This is a genomic window from Paraburkholderia adhaesiva (assembly GCF_021390575.1).
In the GTDB taxonomy this organism is placed as follows: Bacteria; Pseudomonadota; Gammaproteobacteria; order Burkholderiales; family Burkholderiaceae; genus Paraburkholderia; species Paraburkholderia adhaesiva.
The window spans coordinates 1-19,266 of sequence record NZ_JAJEJQ010000004.1 but is presented as its reverse complement, the minus strand read 5'-3'; the positions used below and the strand labels follow the sequence as shown (position 1 = coordinate 19,266).

At 61.5% G+C, this 19,266-nt stretch carries 18 protein-coding genes; 16 read left to right on the top strand and 2 right to left on the bottom strand.

The window, feature by feature from the left end; genetic code table 11:
* Together L0U80_RS28150 and L0U80_RS31590 are read left to right on the top strand one after the other, a co-directional pair.
* A complete protein-coding gene (locus L0U80_RS28150) occupies positions 1–1,626 on the top strand; it encodes a hypothetical protein (RefSeq protein WP_233873987.1) in 1,626 nt (541 codons plus the stop codon).
* Positions 1,613–1,738, top strand: coding sequence for a hypothetical protein (locus tag L0U80_RS31590; protein ID WP_267955008.1), 126 nt, complete (start codon positions 1,613–1,615; stop codon positions 1,736–1,738). The genes L0U80_RS28150 and L0U80_RS31590 overlap by 14 nt, the downstream gene beginning before the upstream one ends.
* 59 nt (positions 1,739–1,797) lie before the next feature.
* Here the strand turns inward: L0U80_RS31590 and L0U80_RS28145 are convergent.
* Positions 1,798–2,933, bottom strand: a protein-coding gene (locus tag L0U80_RS28145; RefSeq protein WP_373322092.1) for an IS3 family transposase whose coding sequence is annotated in 2 segments (ribosomal slippage) — positions 1,798–2,678 and positions 2,678–2,933 — 1,137 coding nt in all. Because the reading frame shifts where the segments join, the coding sequence is not laid out codon by codon here.
* Positions 2,934–3,052: 119 nt separating this feature from the next.
* Between L0U80_RS28145 and L0U80_RS28140 the strand changes: the two genes are divergently transcribed.
* The 6 genes from L0U80_RS28140 (at position 3,053) to L0U80_RS28115 (ending at position 5,596) form a co-directional block, all read left to right on the top strand.
* Positions 3,053–3,631, top strand: coding sequence for a LamG-like jellyroll fold domain-containing protein (locus L0U80_RS28140; protein WP_233873984.1), 579 nt, complete (start codon positions 3,053–3,055; stop codon positions 3,629–3,631).
* 66 nt (positions 3,632–3,697) lie between these two features.
* Positions 3,698–3,856, top strand: coding sequence for a hypothetical protein (locus L0U80_RS28135; RefSeq protein WP_233873981.1), 159 nt, complete (start codon positions 3,698–3,700; stop codon positions 3,854–3,856).
* A 68-nt stretch (positions 3,857–3,924) separates the two neighbouring features.
* Positions 3,925–4,338, top strand: coding sequence for a glycoside hydrolase family 19 protein (locus tag L0U80_RS28130; RefSeq protein WP_233873978.1), 414 nt, complete (start codon positions 3,925–3,927; stop codon positions 4,336–4,338).
* 3 nt (positions 4,339–4,341) lie between these two features.
* Positions 4,342–4,737 carry a putative holin gene (locus L0U80_RS28125; RefSeq protein WP_233873975.1) on the top strand — a complete coding sequence of 132 codons (396 nt, stop codon included), beginning with the start codon at positions 4,342–4,344 and terminating at the stop codon, positions 4,735–4,737.
* Positions 4,727–5,017: a hypothetical protein gene (locus L0U80_RS28120; protein WP_233873972.1), complete on the top strand. Its 291-nt coding sequence runs from the start codon at positions 4,727–4,729 to the stop codon at positions 5,015–5,017. The genes L0U80_RS28125 and L0U80_RS28120 overlap by 11 nt, the downstream gene beginning before the upstream one ends.
* A gap of 366 nt (positions 5,018–5,383) precedes the next feature.
* Entirely contained in the window at positions 5,384–5,596 is a 213-nt protein-coding gene (locus L0U80_RS28115) for a hypothetical protein (RefSeq protein WP_233873969.1), read from the top strand.
* 361 nt (positions 5,597–5,957) lie between these two features.
* Here L0U80_RS28115 and L0U80_RS28110 read toward each other — a convergent pair.
* Positions 5,958–6,763 (bottom strand): IS5 family transposase gene (locus tag L0U80_RS28110; protein WP_233862878.1). Its coding sequence is split into 2 segments (ribosomal slippage): positions 5,958–6,433 and positions 6,433–6,763, totalling 807 coding nucleotides; the frame shifts between segments, so codons are not numbered across the junction.
* A 129-nt stretch (positions 6,764–6,892) separates the two neighbouring features.
* Here L0U80_RS28110 and L0U80_RS28105 point away from each other — a divergent pair.
* From L0U80_RS28105 to L0U80_RS28070, 8 genes are all read left to right on the top strand, one after another.
* Positions 6,893–7,135, top strand: a complete 243-nt coding sequence (locus tag L0U80_RS28105; RefSeq protein ID WP_233873966.1) for a hypothetical protein — start codon at positions 6,893–6,895, stop codon at positions 7,133–7,135.
* Positions 7,136–7,208: 73 nt separating this feature from the next.
* Complete coding sequence (locus L0U80_RS28100; protein WP_233873963.1) at positions 7,209–7,733, top strand: hypothetical protein; 525 nt, start codon at positions 7,209–7,211, stop codon at positions 7,731–7,733.
* Positions 7,730–12,256, top strand: a complete 4,527-nt coding sequence (locus L0U80_RS28095) for a matrixin family metalloprotease (protein WP_233873960.1) — start codon at positions 7,730–7,732, stop codon at positions 12,254–12,256. The genes L0U80_RS28100 and L0U80_RS28095 overlap by 4 nt, the downstream gene beginning before the upstream one ends.
* A 112-nt stretch (positions 12,257–12,368) precedes the next feature.
* Complete coding sequence (locus L0U80_RS28090; RefSeq protein ID WP_233873957.1) at positions 12,369–14,486, top strand: type I secretion system permease/ATPase; 2,118 nt, start codon at positions 12,369–12,371, stop codon at positions 14,484–14,486.
* Between the two features lie 2 nt (positions 14,487–14,488).
* Positions 14,489–15,910, top strand: a complete 1,422-nt coding sequence (locus L0U80_RS28085; RefSeq protein ID WP_233873954.1) for an HlyD family type I secretion periplasmic adaptor subunit — start codon at positions 14,489–14,491, stop codon at positions 15,908–15,910.
* Positions 15,900–17,357, top strand: coding sequence for a TolC family protein (locus tag L0U80_RS28080; RefSeq protein WP_233873951.1), 1,458 nt, complete (start codon positions 15,900–15,902; stop codon positions 17,355–17,357). The genes L0U80_RS28085 and L0U80_RS28080 overlap by 11 nt, the downstream gene beginning before the upstream one ends.
* A 17-nt stretch (positions 17,358–17,374) precedes the next feature.
* The gene (locus L0U80_RS28075; RefSeq protein WP_233873948.1) at positions 17,375–18,745 is read left to right on the top strand and encodes an energy transducer TonB; all 1,371 of its coding nucleotides are present in this window, start codon (positions 17,375–17,377) and stop codon (positions 18,743–18,745) included.
* A gap of 113 nt (positions 18,746–18,858) precedes the next feature.
* Positions 18,859–19,266 (top strand): alpha/beta hydrolase family protein (locus tag L0U80_RS28070; RefSeq protein ID WP_233873945.1); only part of this gene is annotated, 408 nt, incomplete at its 3' end.

Here is a 19,266-nt window from a genome sequence, read left to right as displayed (position 1 = left end):
ATGCGTCTGACCGATAGCCCGCCGCCGGTCACGGTGCCGTTCGCGCAGAACGGCAACCGCAACACGATTCCGGTCGCCTCGCAGACCGGCATGACGAAAGGCGCGGCCTCGTTCAATGACGGCTTCCCGCCGCTGACGATGACCGACCCGCTCAAGGGCGGCATCCCGCCGTTCGGCGTCGACATGAACGGCATCCTGTTCGTGCTCTCGCAGGCCGTGCGGTGGCTGATGGCCGGTGGCCCGCTCGTCTACAGCGCCACCTTTGCCAATGACCCGAACATCGGCGGCTATCCGGCGGGCGTCGTGCTGCTGCGCGCGAATGGCCAGGGGCTGTGGCTGAACCTGCGGGATGACAACACCACCGATCCCGACGCCGCAGATATCACCAACGACGGCAGTGCGAGCGGGTGGGTGCTCCTGAATGCCGACTGGAATGCCACGGGCGGCCCCGCGCAGATCCTCAACCGCCCCAATCTCGCGAAAGTCGCAACCAGCGGACAATATGGCGACCTCACCGGCACGCCGTCCGCGCCCGTCAACGCCGACTGGGACGCCACCTCGGGGCTTGCGCAGATCCTCCATCGACCGAATCTCGCGACCGTGGCGACCACTGGCCGCTACGGCGATCTCACGGATGTACCGGAGATTCCGGCCGCCCAGGTCAACGCCGACTGGGACGCGGCGGGCGGCCCCGCGCAGATCCTGAATCGCCCCGACCTCGCCACGGTCGCCACCACCGGCAGCTATGCGGACCTGACCGGCGAGCCGGTGTTCACCACGCCGCCGCAGTTCGATGTCAGCACCGCTGCCGCTACGAGCGCTTTCGTGCAGCGCGCGCTGGGCAGTTACGCGGGCCAGGTGACCTATGGTGAGGATACCGGACTGGACGCGACCGATGCCGGCATGGCGATCCAGTGGGCGGGTCCGGACGGCGGCACCCTGACGCTCGCGCCGACCGCGACGCTGCCGCTCAGCGCCATTGCGTTTCTCGTCTACAACCACGGTCTGGGCGTGCTGAACCTGGTCGCGCAGGGTAGCGACTTCATCTGGATGGGCGGGCCGACTGCGGTCGCGGAGGTGGTTCTGCAACCAGGCGAGTTCGCGGTGTGTCTTGCGCGCGTGAACGGCGAATACGATGTGCTCGTCACGCGCATCCCGGTGGACTACACGCTGCCGGCAGCGACGGCCACGACGCTGGGCGGTGTCATCGCAGGACCCGGGACGACCATCGCACCGGCGCGGCGAGCGTCGCGCTCGACCTCACGCCGCTTGCGCAGGGTGCGCCCGAAATCCTCTTTAACCTGCCGGTCGCCTCGAGCACGAACACCACGGTCTCGATCACCAATGCGCCGGCCGCGGGCACCCTCGCCGAATTCGTGCTGGTCGTCACGAACAGTACGGGTTCGGCGATCACCTGGCCCTCGACGATCAGATGGCCGCAGGGCCTCGCGCCGTCGCTCTCTGGGGCGGCAGGCAAGGTCGACACTTTCATCCTGTACACCCAGGACGGCGGTGCGACGTACTGCGGTTTCATGGCAGCACAAAATCAGTGAACCATCTCGCGCGCCGGCTGCTGATGGCAAGCGGCAGCGGGCCGCCCTATCAGGCTGTGGTGCTGGCCGATGACCCTTATGCGTATTACCGGCTCAACGAAGCGGACGGTATCGTCGCCGCCGACAGTTCGGGTAACGGGCGCGATGGCACCTATCAAACCGGAGTGACGCTCGCAGCGGCTTAGAGGTGGCCTCACTCGTTCGGACAGTCATCTGAGATTTTTAAGTGGAACGTCCGAGGCAATCATGCTGCCGATTTGATCGCAGGCAGCGTCGCGAAGTATGCCTCATCCGGGGTCTGATCCGCCAGGCTCGAATGGGGCCGTTTCCGGTTGTACAGCTCGACGTATTCGCCGATGGAGCGCCGGGCATGGCTGACCGACTCGTACGCTTTCAGGTAGACCTCTTCGTACTTGATGCTGCGCCACACCCGTTCGACGAACACGTTGTCGCGCCAGGCCCCTTTGCCGTCCATCGACAGCCGCACGCCCCGGCTCAGCACCGCCTCGGTGAACGCGCCCGCCGTGAACTGGCTACCCTGATCGGTGTTCACGATGTCGGGCAGTCCGTAGCGGGCGAACGCCTCTTCCAGCGCCTCGACGGCGTGCGTGGCTTCCAGCGTGATGGCGACCCGGTACGCGAGAATCTTGCGGCTCGCCCAGTCCACCACTGCCGTCAGGTACACGAAGCCGCGCGCCATCGGAATGTACGTCGTGTCGAGGGCGAACACCTGATTGGCACGCTCGATCTTCATGCCGCGCAGCAGGTACGGCCAGATCTTGTGCTGCGCGTTGCGGCGGCTCGTGTTCGGCTTGCAGTACAGCGCCTCGACGCCCATGCGCTTCATCAGCGTGCGTACGCGACGGCGACCCACCTCATGGCCTTCCCGGCGCAACAGGCGCGCCAGCATCCGCGCCCCTGCAAATGGGAACTCCATGTGCAGTTCGTCGATTCGCCGCATCAGCAACTGATCGACCTCGCTGACCGGCTGCGCCCGGTAATATGCGCTCGATCTCGCGATGCCAACCAGTCGCGTCTGTCGCGAAACCGGCAGCGCATGCGTACAGTCAATCATCGCTTTGCGCTCAGCAGTCCGGCTTTGCCGAGCGCTCCTGACAAAAAATCGTTCTCCAGCGTCAACTGCCCGATCTTCGCGTGCAGCGTTTTCACGTCCACCGGCGGATCGCTCGACGGTGCACCTGTCGCACCAAACACGTCTGCCGCACGCTCCTGCAACTGCCGCTTCCATTCCGTGATCTGGTTCGGATGTACATCAAACTGCTGTGCCAGTTCGGCCAGCGTGCGCTCACCTTTGACCGCTGCCAGTGCCACTTTCGCTTTGAACGCCGCTGAGTGCGTCCGTCGGGTTCTCTTCGTCATTTCCTCGGTTCCTTTGCCAGCATTATCGCTGGCTCAGGCCCCGGCCAAACCACTTATCCGACTGTCCGAATTTGCGCGGCCACCTCTCTTCGCTCCCGCCCAATAGTGCGGATGCCTATGTGAGCCTTTCGGGCGCGTCGGATGCGTATATCGACGTAAGCGCCGCCGCGAGCTTCTGCTCGGGCAGTACGTGGAGCGTCGAATGGTGGGTCAATCTCACCGCGTACACGAACGCGGGCGCGAATGGTTCCTATCCGCCCTGTACCGGCGTGCGCTTTCTCGGTAACAAGACCTGGCTTGGCGGCAGCAGCCGCCAGGGCGGGCTGGACCTGGGTATCCAGCACCAGAACCAGGGCGGCCAGGCGGACGTGATCTATTACTGGACGGGCAACAACGCGCAGTATTTCTCCGCCAACGGGACCGTTGCGCCGCTCGACAGCGTCGCGCATTACGTCTACGTGATGAACGGTACGGGCACGTCACATCCACCCTCGATCTACGTCAACGGGCACCTGGTGGCGAATGCGGGCGACGCCAACCTGCTGAATGCGCCGACCATCCAGAGCACCCTGCAGATCGGCTCGATCGGCTGGAACTTCGGGCCGCTCGAAGGCGTGATCGGCGAAGTCGCCCTTTACACCTATGCGCTCACCGCGCAACAGGTTCGCAATCACTACAACGTCGGCATGCGTGTCTGACTGCACGACGCCCTGTCTTTCGCACGCGCGGCGTTGCTGGTCGCGCGTTTTTTGTGGAGAGCCAACATGGACCGTGACACCTTCCAGCGCGCTGCGGCGCTTACCGATACGCTCACCGCGCGCTGGTTCGCGCCCGTGTCGGCGGCGATGACCGAATTCGCGATCAATACGCCCGCGCGACAAGCCGCTTTTCTCGCGCAGATCCGCCACGAATCGGGGGGCTGACGCAACTCACTGAAGCGTTCAACTACCGCCCCGAAGCGCTGGCGATCTTCTCGCGCGTGCCGGCGGCGATGCGCGCGACACTCGGGCGGCATCCCAACGAAACGACCGTACCGCTGGCACGCCAGCAGCAGATCGCCAATCTGGCCTACGCGAGCCGCTATGGCAATGGGGATGCCGCGAGCGGAGATGGCTGGCGTTTTCGCGGGCGGGGACTGAAGCAGATTACCTTTCGCGACAACTACCGCGACTGCGCTCGCGCGCTGGGCGTCGATCTCGTCAGCCATCCCGATGAACTCGCCACGGACGACCATCTGGCGGCGCGCTCCGCAGCGTGGTTCTGGGCCTCGCACGGCTGCAATGAGGCCGCCGATCGCGGCGACTTCGCGGCCACGACAAGAATCATCAACGGACCCGCGATGGACGGTCAGGTAAGGCGCGAGACCTACTGGGCGGCGGCCAGAACCGCGTTTGCCCTCGCGTGAGTCATGCCCGACTGTACCGGCTTCGAAGCGGCGCTGTGGGCGGCGGCCTCCGGCATCTGGAGCGGTGATGAGGTGCACGGCGCGATTGCTGTGGGCAACGTCTGCGGCGCGTTCGTCTATCTGCTGGAGACGACCGAATCGCGGCGCTGGCGCAAGATCACCTACGCCGTCATTTCGGTGGTGCTGGGCTACGGCGTCGCGCCCTGGGTCCATCAGCGCGTACCCATCATGCCGAACATGCTGGCCGGGGCGCTGGCGAGTGCGCTGATCGTGGGCGCCCCGATCGCGGCGTTCCGGCAGGCCGACAAGGTGTTCCCGTCGCTCGCCAGCCGCATTGGCGCGGAGGCGCGCAAGCGGATTACGGGCGCGGACCCGCCCGAACGTCCCCATGAACGCTGACACCCTGTGGAGTCTCGCCAACGCGATCGCGTGCGCAGCGCGCGCGTACTTCACCGGCTTCCCGCGTGCGCAGCCGGGGCGCATGGCGATCGCGCGCACGCTGGTGGCCACCATGGCGGCGGCCATCAGTGTCTCGATCCTCGTGCATCGCTACGCGGCACCATTCGAGGTGGTGTTGAACTTCGCGTTCGCGTTTGCTGCGTGTGTGCAACGCGGCGATATCCTCGGCGACGCGGGGAGGTCGCCCGGTGACGCTGCACCATCGCAGAGCGAATCATAAAAGGCGCTCGTTGGTTACGGGCTCGGGCTGCGCGCATATCTTCAGTGCATAAAATCCGTTAAAACTGATCAGGCGCATGCCGAGGAAATACGGGGATTGTTGTAAACGACAAAGCCCGATTGTGGGCTTTCGGAGTTCGGGAGCGGCAGTGGAGCGTCCTGATTACCGACCATATGAGGCTGTTTTTCTGGAAGTCAATTTCCTGAAGGGAAATAATTTAAAGTTGTAAGGATGCGTCTCTTTTATTTGTAAGGTTGTGTCCCTTTTTTTAGTGCCTGTCTGATTGTTTTGGAGTGAGAGTTGGGGAAATATCGGGGCTAGGGCTAATCCTAGCTGCTCGCGTCATGCCTGTCGGGAGTATTGAAAATGTCGGATAAGCAGGAAACGACCATCGTAGGAAGATTGTTGGCCGTCGTTGCATTTTCAATAGTATCGGGTGCTGCGATGGCTGACGGGCGCGCGGAGCAAGTTGCGCAGATTGGCCATTTTCACGACCGCGATGCATGCTCCGAGATGGTTGTGCTGCCTTCCGGCAGCTACATGATGGGCGCGACCAGGAAAGAATTCGATGGTCAGTGAGGCTTTGTCTGCGCGTCACATCGACGATTACGCGTATTCATCAAAGGGTTGCGTGACGCGAGGACATGTGCAATGGGGTCATTTGAAGTGACGGGTGAAGGAAATTAAAAAACGAGAGGGAACATCTGGAGGGTGGGCTTGATAAAAAATATTCCAATGTCGTATGGGGCGTTCTATTGTGGGCCGTCATTTTTGGTGTGCCGGCTTTACTGGTGAAACTCAATCCACCACCTCCTGAATCTGACTTGACTCATTTTCACGCCAAGATACTGCGTGTCTCGGAGCGACCACCCAATCTGGTTGTTGAGACAAGCAATGGCGAACGTCGCGAACTGAGATTTCCGACCCCACTTTAGAGTCGCTAACACAAGTCATCAACGAAGCGTGAGCAGATAACGGCAGCCGCCAGGGAAAGCAACGCGACATGAATGTCGAGACGCCGTTCGAAACGAATGCGCAGTTTGCCGAAACCGGCAAACCAGGCATGCGTGCGCTCGACCACCCAGCGATGCCGTCCGAGCCGCTCGCGGCTTTCCACACCGCGACGGGCGATACGTGCCGTGATGCCGCGCCGCTTCAGGTAACGCCGACAGCGTGCAAAGTCATAGCCCTTGTCCGCATGCAACTTGTCCGGGCGTTTGCGAGGCTGGCCATTCAGTCCCGGCACAGCCGGAATGGCATTGAGCGTGGGCTCGAAGGCCATCGAGTCGTGGCGGTTGGCACCCGTGACCGTGATGGCCAGAGGAATGCCGCGCGCGTCTACGACGATGTGCCGCTTCGACCCGAGTTTGCCCCGGTCCGTCGGGTTGGGGCCGGTTTCCTGGCCCCCCGGGGGCTGGAAACGCTGGCGGCATCAAGGCTCGCTCGCTCCCAATCAATCTGGTCATGCTCACGCAAGCGGCGAAGCATTGCCAGATGCAGTTGCTCCCACACGCCTTCGGCCTGCCAGTCCCGTAGCCGTCGCCAGCAGGTCATGCCGCTGCCGAAACCCAGTTCCTTGGGCAGGTATTCCCACGGAATGCCTGTTTGCAGGACATACAGGATGCCATTCAATGCTGCGCGGTCATCCACCGTTCGGCGTCGGCCACCTTTGGGCGATGGCGTAAATTCCGGAATCAGCGGCTCCAACGCCGCCCATAACTCGTTACTGATTTTGCGTCTGGACATGCCGCCAGGATATGGCTTTCATGGCCTCATGTCCAGGTTGTGTTAGCCACTCTAAGTAGGACTAGAACGTGATTCCGGAAAAAAGCTCCCCCCTCAGCGGCGCCCATCGAACAGTCAGGAGAAACGACGTTGAAACTGCAAGCTTTCAACAGTAACTGCCTTTCGAAGGCACTGCTCGTTATATTCACAGCGATCCTGATGCTCTTGGTTGGAGCTTTTTCGTTTTCAGGTTGTGATGGACTTCTTGGCATCTTTCATAGAGTGCCCCCATTTGCAGGGACCTTGATTGTATTATTTTCAGCCGTTTTAATTGCAATCTTAATGCCTGCTTTCCCGCGCAATCACCACCGTGAACAATGCGGTTATTCATGATCTGCGCGGATCGGGGGCAGCGACATCTGCAACTTAGCTAGTCGCGCGAAATGATTGTAAGGTTGTTGCGTGAGTGGACGAGAAAATGCGAGATCTATTTAAAAAATATCCGCGGACGATTTTTTTGGCTTTGGCATTCATTGTTATTTTTGGATATCCGTTCATTATACGCTGGAAGAATCCCGTGCCAAGTGAAAATAATTTAACCAGCTTTCACGCCAAAATTATCGATGTCAGTGAAATCAATGATGGCGTTACGCTTGTATTCCCTGAAGGTGTGGTCGGGAGAGCGTTCTTTCCGGCCGTCAATAACTCTATTCTCACGACGGATCGCCGGTTTTCCGGTTTGACAATCACGCAGGCGAAGTTGCTAAAAAACTGCGATGCAACGATATACGGGAAAAAGGTGGACTGGCAATTCCCTTCGCGTTTTTTCGTTTGGCGGGTAGATTGCGCAGCCATCGATGTGCCTTTCTCTCAAATCAAATCTACATACGAAAAGGAGGTCGACTTTAATCGCTGGCTTCAATTTGGACTAGTCGTAATAGTCATTTTCGTGTTGTATCTTGTTTTTAAGAAGGAAGGTAAGAAGGCATGAGCGGCGAAATTCCAGCAGGTATTGTTGTGATAGGTAATTTGTCGGCCGGAACCACGGCGGCCGGAACGTTCACTAGTGCGAGCGATGCGGCAGCGACGGTTATTAACGTTGGGCAAACAGCTCAAAGCATTGTTTCGATTGCAACATCCTCGATTTCCGTTACGGGGATGGGCGCCGCATTTAACGCGTCGCAAATCTCAGGCGCCATTAAAAATATATGGGGCGCGCTAAGCAATCAGACACCAGTTGCACAAAGCGACGTTGCTCAGTTGGTAGGGAACATATTTGGCCTTGCAGCTAATTGCATAATTTTGGCTGACGGATCTGACTGGGTTGTCGTTCCACTGGTTCTGGTTTCGACCGCAGCCGGCGGATGGCAACTTGTCGCGACTGCTAATGCGTGGACGGTGAGTGCGTCCGGCTCTGTCGCGCAAACGACGCTGACATCTTCGCAGTTGACTCAGGCTGCCCTTACCACACAAACGCTATCCGGTAACCAGTCGGTGCTCGATTCGGCATTGCAAAGCGTGGGGCTGAGCACAAGTGATGCCTCCGGACAGACTTTCCTTGTGCCGAAGGTAGATTCATCCGGGAATCTGACGACATCCACTGATGAATCGCCGACCAGCACTACGACGCTTGCAAATGGTGCTACGCGATATACCTTTCCAGATGGGACGACGCTGACCGTAGACGCAGCCGGCGGCGACGCCAACAACATCAGCGTCAACGCCTTCGACCGGGTGTGGTCGATCCCGATATCTGGCGGTGGTACGGCCACCCTCGACGTGAATTCCGGCAACGGCAGCTATCAATTCTCCGCAACGGATGCGAACGGGAATGTTCTTATCAATCTTTCGTTGAGTAACAGCACGTCAACGAGCAACGGTATTACGACGACTACCAGTGACGTGTCCTCTTCGATTGGTTCGTATACCGCAGCAAGTGGCAATACGTATACTTACAACCTAGACGGTAGCAGCTCGCTTAGCGTTACGAATACGGCAGGTCAGCAGACTGCGCTTTACACGTTCGATGCAAACGGCGCCCTGACCGGCTCGTCGCAATTCACCTATACCGGCAACGGCCAGTTGAGCACGGTGCAGACATTCGACGCCAACGGAGATGAAACGTCCCTGACCGACATGACCTACAACGCAGACGGGCAGCTTACGGGCGAAACGCTGTTCAATGGCGACAACCAGAAAGTCAGTGCACTGACCTTCGATCCGGACACGGGCGACGTAACGCAGGAAAACAACTACATAGTCGGCACCAAGCAGCTCAGCAGTACGATCAGCTATTCGGATGGCGTGATATCAGTGGAGACTGACTATGCCAACGGACAGCCAGACGACAAGCTGTATTTTGACGCGAATGGTGACCTGACCACGGAGCAGATTTTCAATTCCAATCTGCAGCAGACCGACTACGTACTTTTCGATGCGGCTACCGGTGAGATGACGCAGGACCGCAAGTTCGATCCGGCCACCGGCAAGCAGACCATTACGTACGTCTACCAGGATGGCCAGGAGGTGGGGTATGCCGACTACGTCAATGGCCAGCAGTCCGACTACATTACGATCGACCCGACGACCGGACTGGTTACACAGGATGTCGAGCGGAACCCGCAGACCGGGAATGAAACGGCTGTCATTTGTTACGATGACAACCCGGCCGACGGCAACCAGATAACGGGCGAAGCGCTCTTCAACGACCAGGGCCGGCAGACCGACTATCTCGTCTTCGATCCGACCACGGGCCAGATGTCAGCCGATGAAGTCCGTGACCCGGACACAGGCCAGTGGCTCGAAATCGACTATTACGACACGGACGGTCAGATCGATGGCGTGCGGCTGTACAACAGCAATACCGAGATGACCGACTATGAGGTCATTGACCCGGGCACCGGCGAGGTGACCCAGGACCGCCAGTTCGACCCGACCACCGGCGAGCAGACCGCCACCATCATCTACCAGGACGGGCAGGAGGTCGGGTATGCCGGTTATGTCGATGGCCAGCAGACCAGCTACGAGACCATTGATCCTGCCACGGGTCAGGTGACCGAGAGCGACGTGATGGATCCCACGACCGGCGTGTGGACCGAGATGGACTTCTACCAGAACGGTTTGCTCACGGAAACGAAACAGTACGATGCGGTAACGGGCGCGGAAACGGCACAGCTCAACTATCAGGACGGAGACCTGGTCAGCCAGGCGTTGTTCAACGACAACGGTCAGCAGGACGGCTGGCAGACCTTCGATCCGGTTACGGGTCAGGTGACAGAGAACGAGGTTCGTGACCCGACGACCGGTGTGTGGACCGAGCTGGACTTCTACCAGAACGGTCTGCTCACGGAAACGAAACAGTACGACGCGGTAACGGGCACGGAAACGGCACAGCTCAACTATCAGGACGGAGACTTGGTCAGCCAGGCGTTGTTTAACGACAACGGCCAGCAGGACGGCTGGCAGAACTTCGATCCGGTTACGGGCCAGGTGACAGAGAACGAGGTTCGTGACCCGACGACCGGCGTGTGGACCGAGCTGGACTTCTACCAGAACGGTGTGCTCACGGAAACGAAACAGTACGACGCGGTAACGGGCACGGAAACGGCACAGCTCAACTATCAGGACGGAGACCTGGTCAGCCAGGCGTTGTTCAACGCAAACGGTCAGCAGGACGGCTGGCAGAACTTCGATCCGGCTACGGGCCAGGTGACGGAGAACGAGGTTCGTGACCCGACGACCGGCGTGTGGACGGAGACGGACTTTTACCAGAATGGCCAGCTCACGGAAACCGTGCTGTACGACCCGGAGACTGGTGTGGAAACCGCCGCTTATCTGTATCAGGACGGCACGCTGCAAAACGAGGCCACCTTTGCCGATGTGGACGGGCAGGCGCAGCAGGACGGGTATTACTGGTTCAACGACCAGCAGCAGGTCACTGCGCAGTCGATTTTCGGCGACGGCCAGCAGACCGGCTACCAGTCGATCGATCCGGCCACGGGCCAGGTGACGGAGAACGAGGTTCGCGACCCGACGACTGGCGTGTGGACGGAGCTGGATTTTTACCAGAATGGTCAGCTCACGCAAACGCAGCAGTACGACGCCGTAACGGGCGTGGAAACGGCGGCCTTGAGCTATCAGGGCGGCGTACTGCAAACCGAAGCGACCTTCACTGACGTTAATGGACAGGCGCAGCAGGATGGCTACTTCTGGTTCAATGACCAGCAGCAGGTGACAGCCCAGGCGATCTTCAGTGACGGCCAGCAGGTCGACACCATCTTCTACGACACGTCGAGCGGCGTGGTCACTGGCATCACGACGATAAGTGGTGGGGCTGTGACGGGAGAGGTTTTCTTTAACGATGACCCGAATAATCACTATGTGAACAGGGTGGATGTCATCGATAACGGCCAGGTTACTGATTACGTCAATATCAACTCGCAGGGTCAAGCCACGTCCGGAACACCCGATGCGATCCTGAACCCGTGGGTATTTACCCAGGTGGGGGATGCCGTTTCCGCGAACGTGAATGGCCTTCTGGCATCGGGCTTCGATTATTCAGTTCTGGATCTGGGCTCTTTCACCGATAGTCTGGCTGGTCTGGATGATAGTCTTTACGGCCTGAATGACCTCGCCGATCTCGGCAGTGAACTGGATACGATCGGCGACGACATAGACAGCCTCAGTGAATATGCCGGTCTGGCAGGCAGCCAGAGCGTCATCAACCAGACACTGGGTGCGGGCCTGGATGCGGCTGCCCAGGCAGTCGGCGGTGGGACGGCGGCAGGCACCACGGCAGCAGAAGGCGGGCTGCAGGAAGCGGCACTGGCAGCGCAGCTCTCATCCATGTCGGGCGGAACGGGTACATCGATATTCGAGGGGGCAAGCTGGAACAGCAATGTCGTCACCTGGAGTTTCGGTGACAGCACGAGCGGTTTCAGTGCCGATATGACCAGCACCGAGGAAATCCTGGTCGAGCAGGCGTTTGCAACGTGGGCGGCAGCTTCAGGCCTGCAGTTCGTGGAAGTAGCGGATCCGTCGCAGGCCGACATTACGCTCGGCCTCGCGGATCTGGATACGGCCAGTACAGGCGTCGTGGGCATGACCACGACGCCTGCCCAGGATGGGGTGTTCGCATCGGGTGCAACGATCCGGATCGAGGACCCGAACCAGGATGCCCTGACAACGGATGCGGATGGCCAGCTGGCCTACTCCGGTACGGACGCGGAGTTCGAGCAGGTTGTGCTGCACGAGATCGGCCACGCGCTGGGTCTGGCCAGCAACGCAGACGTGAACTCGATCATGTACTACGAGCTGGGCGCGACCAACCGCACGCTTGATGCGACGGACCTGGCGGGCATCCAGACGCTGTACGGCGGCAATGCGTCGGCCACGTCGTCCTCCGCAGTGAGCCAGCTGATCCAGGCGATGGCGGCCTATGCGCCACAGTCGTCGGCAGGCACCACCGTAACGGGAACCATCGAGCAGCCCCAGACGCTGCTTGCCGCTGCCTGACAGGCCGTCAGGCCATTTCACTAACAACGCCCCCCTGCTGCCAGGCCTGAGCTGCCTGGCGGCAGGGGCGTGACGTACATGTGCCCTTGCCTGTGTAATCCGTTTCTCCCGCATGCAGACCCAAGTATCCCCCCCACCCGACGCGGGCCTCACCGCGCTTGTCGATATCGCCCGCTTTCACGGCATCGCGGCCGATGCCGCGCAGATCCGGCATGATGCCGCCACTGCGTCAGCCTTCAGTGCGAAGGACCTTGTGCTTGCCGCACGCCGTCTGGGCATGAAAGCCCGCGTCGTTGCCCTGCGCCCCGAACGGTTCTCGCGCACGCCACTGCCCGCACTCGTACTTGACCGCGAAGGACGGCACTTCATTCTCGCGAAATCGGACGGCAAGAGCGCGCTCGTGATGGAGCCAGGTGCGGCCGCGCCTTCGGTGCGTCCGCTGGAGGAAGTCCTCGCGCGCAGCAGCGGCACGATGATCCTCTTTGCCTCGCGCGCATCGCTCGCAGGTGAACTGGCCCGGTTCGATTTCTCCTGGTTCATCCCGGCGATCGTCCGCTACCGCCGGCTGCTCCTCGAAGTGCTGGGCGTCTCGCTCGTGCTGCAGCTCTTCGGGCTTGTCTCGCCGCTGATGTTCCAGGTCGTGATGGACAAGGTGCTGGTCAATCGCACCTACAGCACGCTGAATGTCGTATGTATCACGCTGCTCGTCAGCTCGGTTTTCGAAGTGCTGCTGACGGGCCTGCGCAACTACGTGTTCTCCCACACGACGAACCGCATCGATGTCGAACTCGGCGCACGGCTGTTCCGGCATCTGGTGGCACTGCCGCTCGGGTATTTCGGCGCGCGGCGCGTTGGCGACACCGTCGCTCGGGTGCGCGAACTGGAGAACATCCGCAACTTCCTGACCGGCCAGGCGCTCACTGCGCTGATCGACCTGGCGTTCTCGTTCGTCTTCATCGGCGTCATGTGCGTCTACAGTGTCTGGCTCACGCTCGTCGTCGTCGCGTCGCTGCCGGTCTACGTCGCCATCTCGGCATTACTTGTGCCGGCCTTCCGTGTGCGGCTCAACGAGAAATTCGCCCGGGGTGCAGACAACCAGTCGTTTCTGGTTGAGTCGGTCTCCGGCGTCGAGACCGTCAAGGCCATGGCAGTCGAACCACAGTTCGTGCGGCGCTGGGAATCACAGCTTGCCGCCTACGTGAGCGCAGGTTTCCGTGTCACCCAGCTGGGCAACGTCGGCCAGCAGCTGATCCAGCTCGTCGGCAAGCTTGTGACGCTCGGCACGCTCTTTTTCGGTGCCCGGCTCGTCATCGACGGGCACCTGAGCGTGGGCGAACTGGTCGCCTTCAACATGATGTCGCAACGCGTGAGCGCGCCGGTCCTGCGCCTCGCGCAGCTGTGGCAGGACTTCCAGCAGATCGGCATCTCGATGCAGCGCCTGGGCGATATCCTGAACACCCGCACCGAGCTGCCTGCAAGCCGCCAGGCGCTGCCGCCCATCCGGGGCGACATTGCATTGGACAACATCCGCTTCCGCTACCGGCCTGACGGCCCGCCCGTCATCGACGGCGTATCGCTCGATATCCGCCCGGGCGAGGTCATCGGCATCGTTGGCCGTTCGGGTTCGGGCAAGAGCACGCTCACGAAGCTGCTGCAGCGGCTCTACATTCCCGAGCAGGGCACGGTGCGCATCGACGGGATCGACCTGGCGCTGGCCGATCCCGCCTGGCTGCGCCGCCAGGTTGGCGTCGTGCTGCAGGAAAACCTGCTGTTTAACCGCCCGGTGCGGGCGAACATCGCGCTGACCGATCCGGGCGCGCCGCTCGACGCCGTGATCCGCGCCGCAAAACTGGCCGGTGCGCACGAGTTCATCTGCGAACTGCCTGAAGGCTACGACACGCTGGTGGGGGAGCACGGCGGCAACCTGTCGGGTGGCCAGCGCCAGCGCCTGGCTATTGCCCGGGCGCTGCTGACCAATCCGCGCATCCTGATCTTCGATGAAGCGACCAGCGCGCTCGACTTTGAGACCGAGCGGGTCATCCGCAACAACATGAAGGCGATGAGCACAGGGCGCACCGTCATCATCATCGCGCACCGTCTTTCGGCCGTGCGGCACGCGGACCGCATCATCGCCATGGACCACGGGCGTATTGTCGAACAGGGCAATCACGACAGCCTGTTGAGCCAGGGCGGCTATTACGCCCATCTCGTAGCCCTTCAGAACGACTGATCATGAAATCACTGCGCCTTCAGGCCCTGGGCGATCTGATGCGCCACTACGCTCACATCTGGCGAAGCGTCTGGTCGATGCGGGAGCAACTGGAACGGCCGCCGCGCGACGCCGACCAGCTCGCGTTCCTGCCCGCCGAACTGGAACTGGTCGAGACACCGGTGCATCCCGCGCCCCGGTGGGCACTACGCGTCCTCGTGGTCCTCTCGCTGCTGGTGCTGCTGATCGGTGTGGCCGGGCGGCTCGATATCGTGGTATCGGCCAGCGGCCAGTTCATCCCCAATGCCCAGGTCAAGGTGATCCAGCCGGCGATCACAGGCGTCGTGCGCGACATCCGGGTGCACGACGGCGAGCGCGTGAACGCCGGCCAGGTACTGGTGGTGCTGGACACCACGCAGGCGGCGGCCGATGCGGACAAGGCCCGGTCGTCCCGGCTCGATGCCGAACTTGCCGCCGCGCGCGCCAGTGCGCTGCTCACGGCACAGCGTGAGAATCACGCGCCCGTGATTCCCCCGGTCGAAGGCGCGGCGGCCGACCGGATGCAGGATGCGCAGCACCAGGCCGAAGGCGCGTGGCTCGCCTACCGTGACCAGTATGACAGCGCGCATGCGGAACTGCTCAAGCGTCAGGCCGAGCTGGACAGCACGCGCGCGGAAATTGTGAAGCTGGAACAGACCGCGCCGCTGGCGCGCCAGCAGGCCGACGCGTACCGGGCGCTCGTTGGCGATAAATATGTCGCGCGTACCGACTACCTGGACAAGGAGCAGGGCGCACTTGACAAGGAGAACGAACTCACTGCGCAACGTGCGCACGCGAAGGAACTGGCCGCTGGTATCGCGGAGCAGCGTTCGGACCTGGAAGCGACCGCCTCGAAGTTCCGGCACGACCAGCTCGACGAACTGGAGAAGGACACCCAGCAGGCCACACAGAGCCGCGACGACGAAACCAAGGCGCACACACGCCAGGCGCTGCTGAGCCTCACTGCGCCCGTAGCGGGCACGGTGCAGCAGCTCGCCGTGCATACGCTCGGCGGCGTGGTGACGACCGCACAGACGCTGATGGAGGTCGTGCCGGACGATGCGCTGGAGGTGGAGGCCCGGCTGCAGAACCGGGACGTGGGCTTCGTGGAGGTCGGGCAGCGCGTCGCCGTGAAGATCGAGGCATTTCCGTATACACGTTACGGCTACCTGGACGGGACGGTGGTCGAGGTTTCGAACGACGCGGTACAGGACAAAAAGCTCGGACTGACCTTCCCGGTGCGCATCCGCCTGAACACGAACCGGATCAGGGTGGATAACCGCTGGATTACGCTCACTCCCGGCATGGCGGTGACGGCCGACATTCGCACGGGGCGGCGCAGCGTGATCGGATATTTCCTCGATCCGCTGATGCAGACGGCGCGGGAGAGCATGCATGAACGCTAGGCGGCTGCATATCGTGATCCTGTCCGGCGTGGCGATGGTGACGGCGCAAACAGCGGGCGCGTTCGACGTGCTGCGCGCGGAGCGGAACATTTCCTCTACGGCGGCAGGTGCCATGCTCCCGGCCGTTGACGGCTGCCCGACCGGCGCACCGGCGCGACCGCTGCATCTGTCCGAAGCCGTCGAGCGGGCCCTGTGCAGCAATCCGAAGACCCGCGAGGCGTGGGCCGATGTCAAGGCGCAGGCAGCAGCGGTCGGCATCGCGCGCGCGGCATACCTGCCAACCGTTTCCGCGAACTGGCAGGGCGTGCGCGAGAATTCCGTGGTCGATATCAGGAATCACCCGACGCTCGGCACGGACTACACCTCGACGGTGCGCTCGGAAGGCGTATCGCTGAACTGGCTGCTGTTTGACTTCGGGGGGCGCGAGGCGGCGCTCAGGAACGCGAATGCGCTGCTGGAGGCGGCGCGCGCTACACAGGATGCGACGCTGCAGGATGAATTCGCAACGGTAGCAAAGGACTACTATGCAGTGCAGACGGCGATCGGTGAACTCGACGCAGAGAAAGACGTGGAGCACATGACACGCCAGAGCATGGTGGCCGCGCAGGCGCGCACCGACCGGGGTATCGCACCCGTCACGGATGCGCTGCAGGCGCAGACGCAGCACGAACAGGCGGTGTTCGGCCTCACGAAGGCCGAAAGCGAAGCGCAGGCTGCGCTGGGCACGCTGGCGTCGGACATGAACCTGGATCCCGCCGAGCCGCTGGAAGTGCCGCCTGTGACCGAAGATGCCCGCACAGACGCGACGTTCAGCGAGCCGGTTGCGCAGCTGATCCGTGATGTGCAGATCGAGCATCCCTCGGTTCGTGCCGCGCAGGCGCAGTACGCCGCCGCGCTCGCGAAGGTTTCGCAGACGCGCGCGCAGGGCCTGCCCTCAATCAGTCTGGTGGGGAAATACAGCTCGGACAACCAGCCCGAAAGCATGGGGCTTGGTCTGCCTACTTATCCGGCGACCGGACATGAAGCCTATATCGGCGTACAGGTAAGCATCCCGCTTTTCGAGGGGTTTGGACGGCATTACCAGATCGACCAGGCACGGGCGCAGGCCGGGCGGCAGCAGGATGCCGTTGACGATGCAAGGCGAAAGGTCGCGCTGGATGTGTGGACGAGCTACCAGGCGCTGACGGGCGCGACGCGCAACGCGCAGAACAGTGCGCAACTGCTCGACACTGCGCAGCAGGCCTGGAAGGCGGCGAGACACCGGTACGATGCCGGCGTCGGCAATATCCTTGAACTGATGAACACGCAGGCGGCGCTGGCGAACGCGAAACAGCGGCGCATCCAGACGCTGGCGGACTGGGACAATGCGCGTGTCGATCTCGCGGCAAAGCTCGGGAGACTGGATGCGAGTGATCTGGCGCACGACGACAATCAGGGTTCACCGTAAAACGCGATGAAGTTGCGATGGCGAGCACGCTTCAGGAAGCCGGCATCACGGAAAATTCTTCAAAATGGCGATCTTTGCGCAAGGGAGTGGCAGTGAAAATCAGCATGCGTTCGTTTGGTCTCCGGGCCCGCCGTGATGGCGGCATCACCGGAATGAAAGTGTTCATCCTGCCCGTGGCGCTGCTGGGCGGGCTGGGCGAAGTACACGCGGCCCTGTCGCCGTCTTATGTACCGCCGCAGACCCTTACCGAGACGAACGCCGGTGTTGAATCACAGGGCCTCTCTCCGGCAGGTATGGCTTCCGCCAGCTCGTCGGCTTTTGTTATGCCGGCGACAGCTGCCACCCCTGCGGACAGGGTATCCCCCCTGGCGAGCGCACCATTTCTGTTGCCGCCACTCGATGACAAAGCGCTCATGGCGCGATTCAGTATCGCGCCCGGTTCAATCAGGGCGGACATTATCAAGAAGTGGGCAGAGGAAATCTCTGGCGATCCGGATATCAAACGCTACATTGCAGGCCTGAAGGCTCCTGTCGCAAGCAATAGTCCCGCAGCCAATGCGGCTCGCGATGCACTCGGACGTGTGACCAGTTTTTTCGATGGCATTGCGAGGCTCTCGCCTGACGATCGGGCGCGACTATTTGATGTCAGCGTGGCTGCAATGGACAACGCGCCACCCGACTGTGGTGGTCTGAAAAACCCGGTTGCCATCACGTCACGCTACATGTCGATCCAGACAATGAGCGACGATGAGTTCCGAGCGTACCTGCAGACGATCTTCGATCTTGTGAAGCAGTTGGCCCAGACCACGCCGGTCCCAAAGCTTACCCCCGAACAGCGCCTGCAGGGCCAACTGGCCATGTCGGCGTCGCTGGCAACTGCGCTGAAGGGTGATCCATCCGCAACCGGCGATGTCGCCGCGCTGATGGCACACCGGACTGACATGTCTGCGCAATCCTGGTGCCGGGCCATGCGTGTTTCACAGCACGCGCTGCAGGCTACAGCGCAGCCTTATCGTGACTGGGCCATGCTCGCGGCAAACGATGACACGAAACAGGTCCTCGTGCAAATCATGGCGTTTGCTTCCCTGGCATCGTTGCATGGCGTGTCCCATCCGACGGAGCCAGCCAATCTGAGCTATGCCGAAAAGATCCAGCGACGCATCCGCCCCAACATCGTCTGGGCGGGGCCGACGGAGCATCTTGAAACCGCCGTGGCAGTGCATTGTCTGCCGAATGGCAATCTGGTTTCGGCGACCGTTGTCCGTTCAAGCGGCAATGCTGACTGGGATGCGGCGGCCCTGCGCGCCGTGCGCCGCTCGGACCCGATGCCCGCTGATTTTGACGGAGAAGCACCGGCAAGTTTCACGATTACTGTACGGCCTGGTTGACGACAGCGCGGGACTGCACAATGGAACAAAGGGAACACGCGGACCCGCTGGTGGTGCAGTCCACTGCCTTTACCAGAAACGATTGCGGATAACTCGCTCACCGAACCAGAATAATGCTGTCAAAACAATCTATTGTAATCGTGGCATTTCTGTTGCAGTCGTTCGCCACGGCGCAGCCGGTATTCGCCGCCAATGAGGGCGATGCATCAAAAGCGCCGCCCGCGATGCTCGAGCACGAGCGCGTCGTGATGGTGCCGTCCGCGGACCCTGACGTACGGCTGCAAACGACGATCATTGTGCCTGACGGCAAGGGGCCATTTCCGCTTGCCGTGATGAATCATGGTGCAACATCGAACGAGCCTCCGAGCCAGCAGCCCCGGTATCGGTTTACATTCTCCGCATACTATTTTCTGTCACGTGGCTATGCGGTGGCGTTACCGATGATGCGCGGTTATGCGGGCTCGCAAGGTATCCTGACAGACGGTCGGTGTGACGATGTCCGCGTCGGCCTGGAGGCGGCG

Excerpts from the sequence above, each read along its gene's own strand:
- L0U80_RS28150 (WP_233873987.1), top strand. The coding sequence starts at position 1 with ATGCGTCTGACCGATAGCCCGCCGCCGGTCACGGTGCCGTTCGCGCAG.
- L0U80_RS28135 (WP_233873981.1), top strand. The coding sequence starts at position 3,698 with ATGGACCGTGACACCTTCCAGCGCGCTGCGGCGCTTACCGATACGCTC.
- L0U80_RS28130 (WP_233873978.1), top strand. The coding sequence starts at position 3,925 with ATGCGCGCGACACTCGGGCGGCATCCCAACGAAACGACCGTACCGCTG.
- L0U80_RS28125 (WP_233873975.1), top strand. The coding sequence starts at position 4,342 with ATGCCCGACTGTACCGGCTTCGAAGCGGCGCTGTGGGCGGCGGCCTCC.
- L0U80_RS28120 (WP_233873972.1), top strand. The coding sequence starts at position 4,727 with ATGAACGCTGACACCCTGTGGAGTCTCGCCAACGCGATCGCGTGCGCA.
- L0U80_RS28115 (WP_233873969.1), top strand. The coding sequence starts at position 5,384 with ATGTCGGATAAGCAGGAAACGACCATCGTAGGAAGATTGTTGGCCGTC.
- L0U80_RS28095 (WP_233873960.1), top strand. The coding sequence starts at position 7,730 with ATGAGCGGCGAAATTCCAGCAGGTATTGTTGTGATAGGTAATTTGTCG.
- L0U80_RS28090 (WP_233873957.1), top strand. The coding sequence starts at position 12,369 with ATGCAGACCCAAGTATCCCCCCCACCCGACGCGGGCCTCACCGCGCTT.
- L0U80_RS28085 (WP_233873954.1), top strand. The coding sequence starts at position 14,489 with ATGAAATCACTGCGCCTTCAGGCCCTGGGCGATCTGATGCGCCACTAC.
- L0U80_RS28080 (WP_233873951.1), top strand. The coding sequence starts at position 15,900 with ATGAACGCTAGGCGGCTGCATATCGTGATCCTGTCCGGCGTGGCGATG.
- L0U80_RS28075 (WP_233873948.1), top strand. The coding sequence starts at position 17,375 with ATGGCGAGCACGCTTCAGGAAGCCGGCATCACGGAAAATTCTTCAAAA.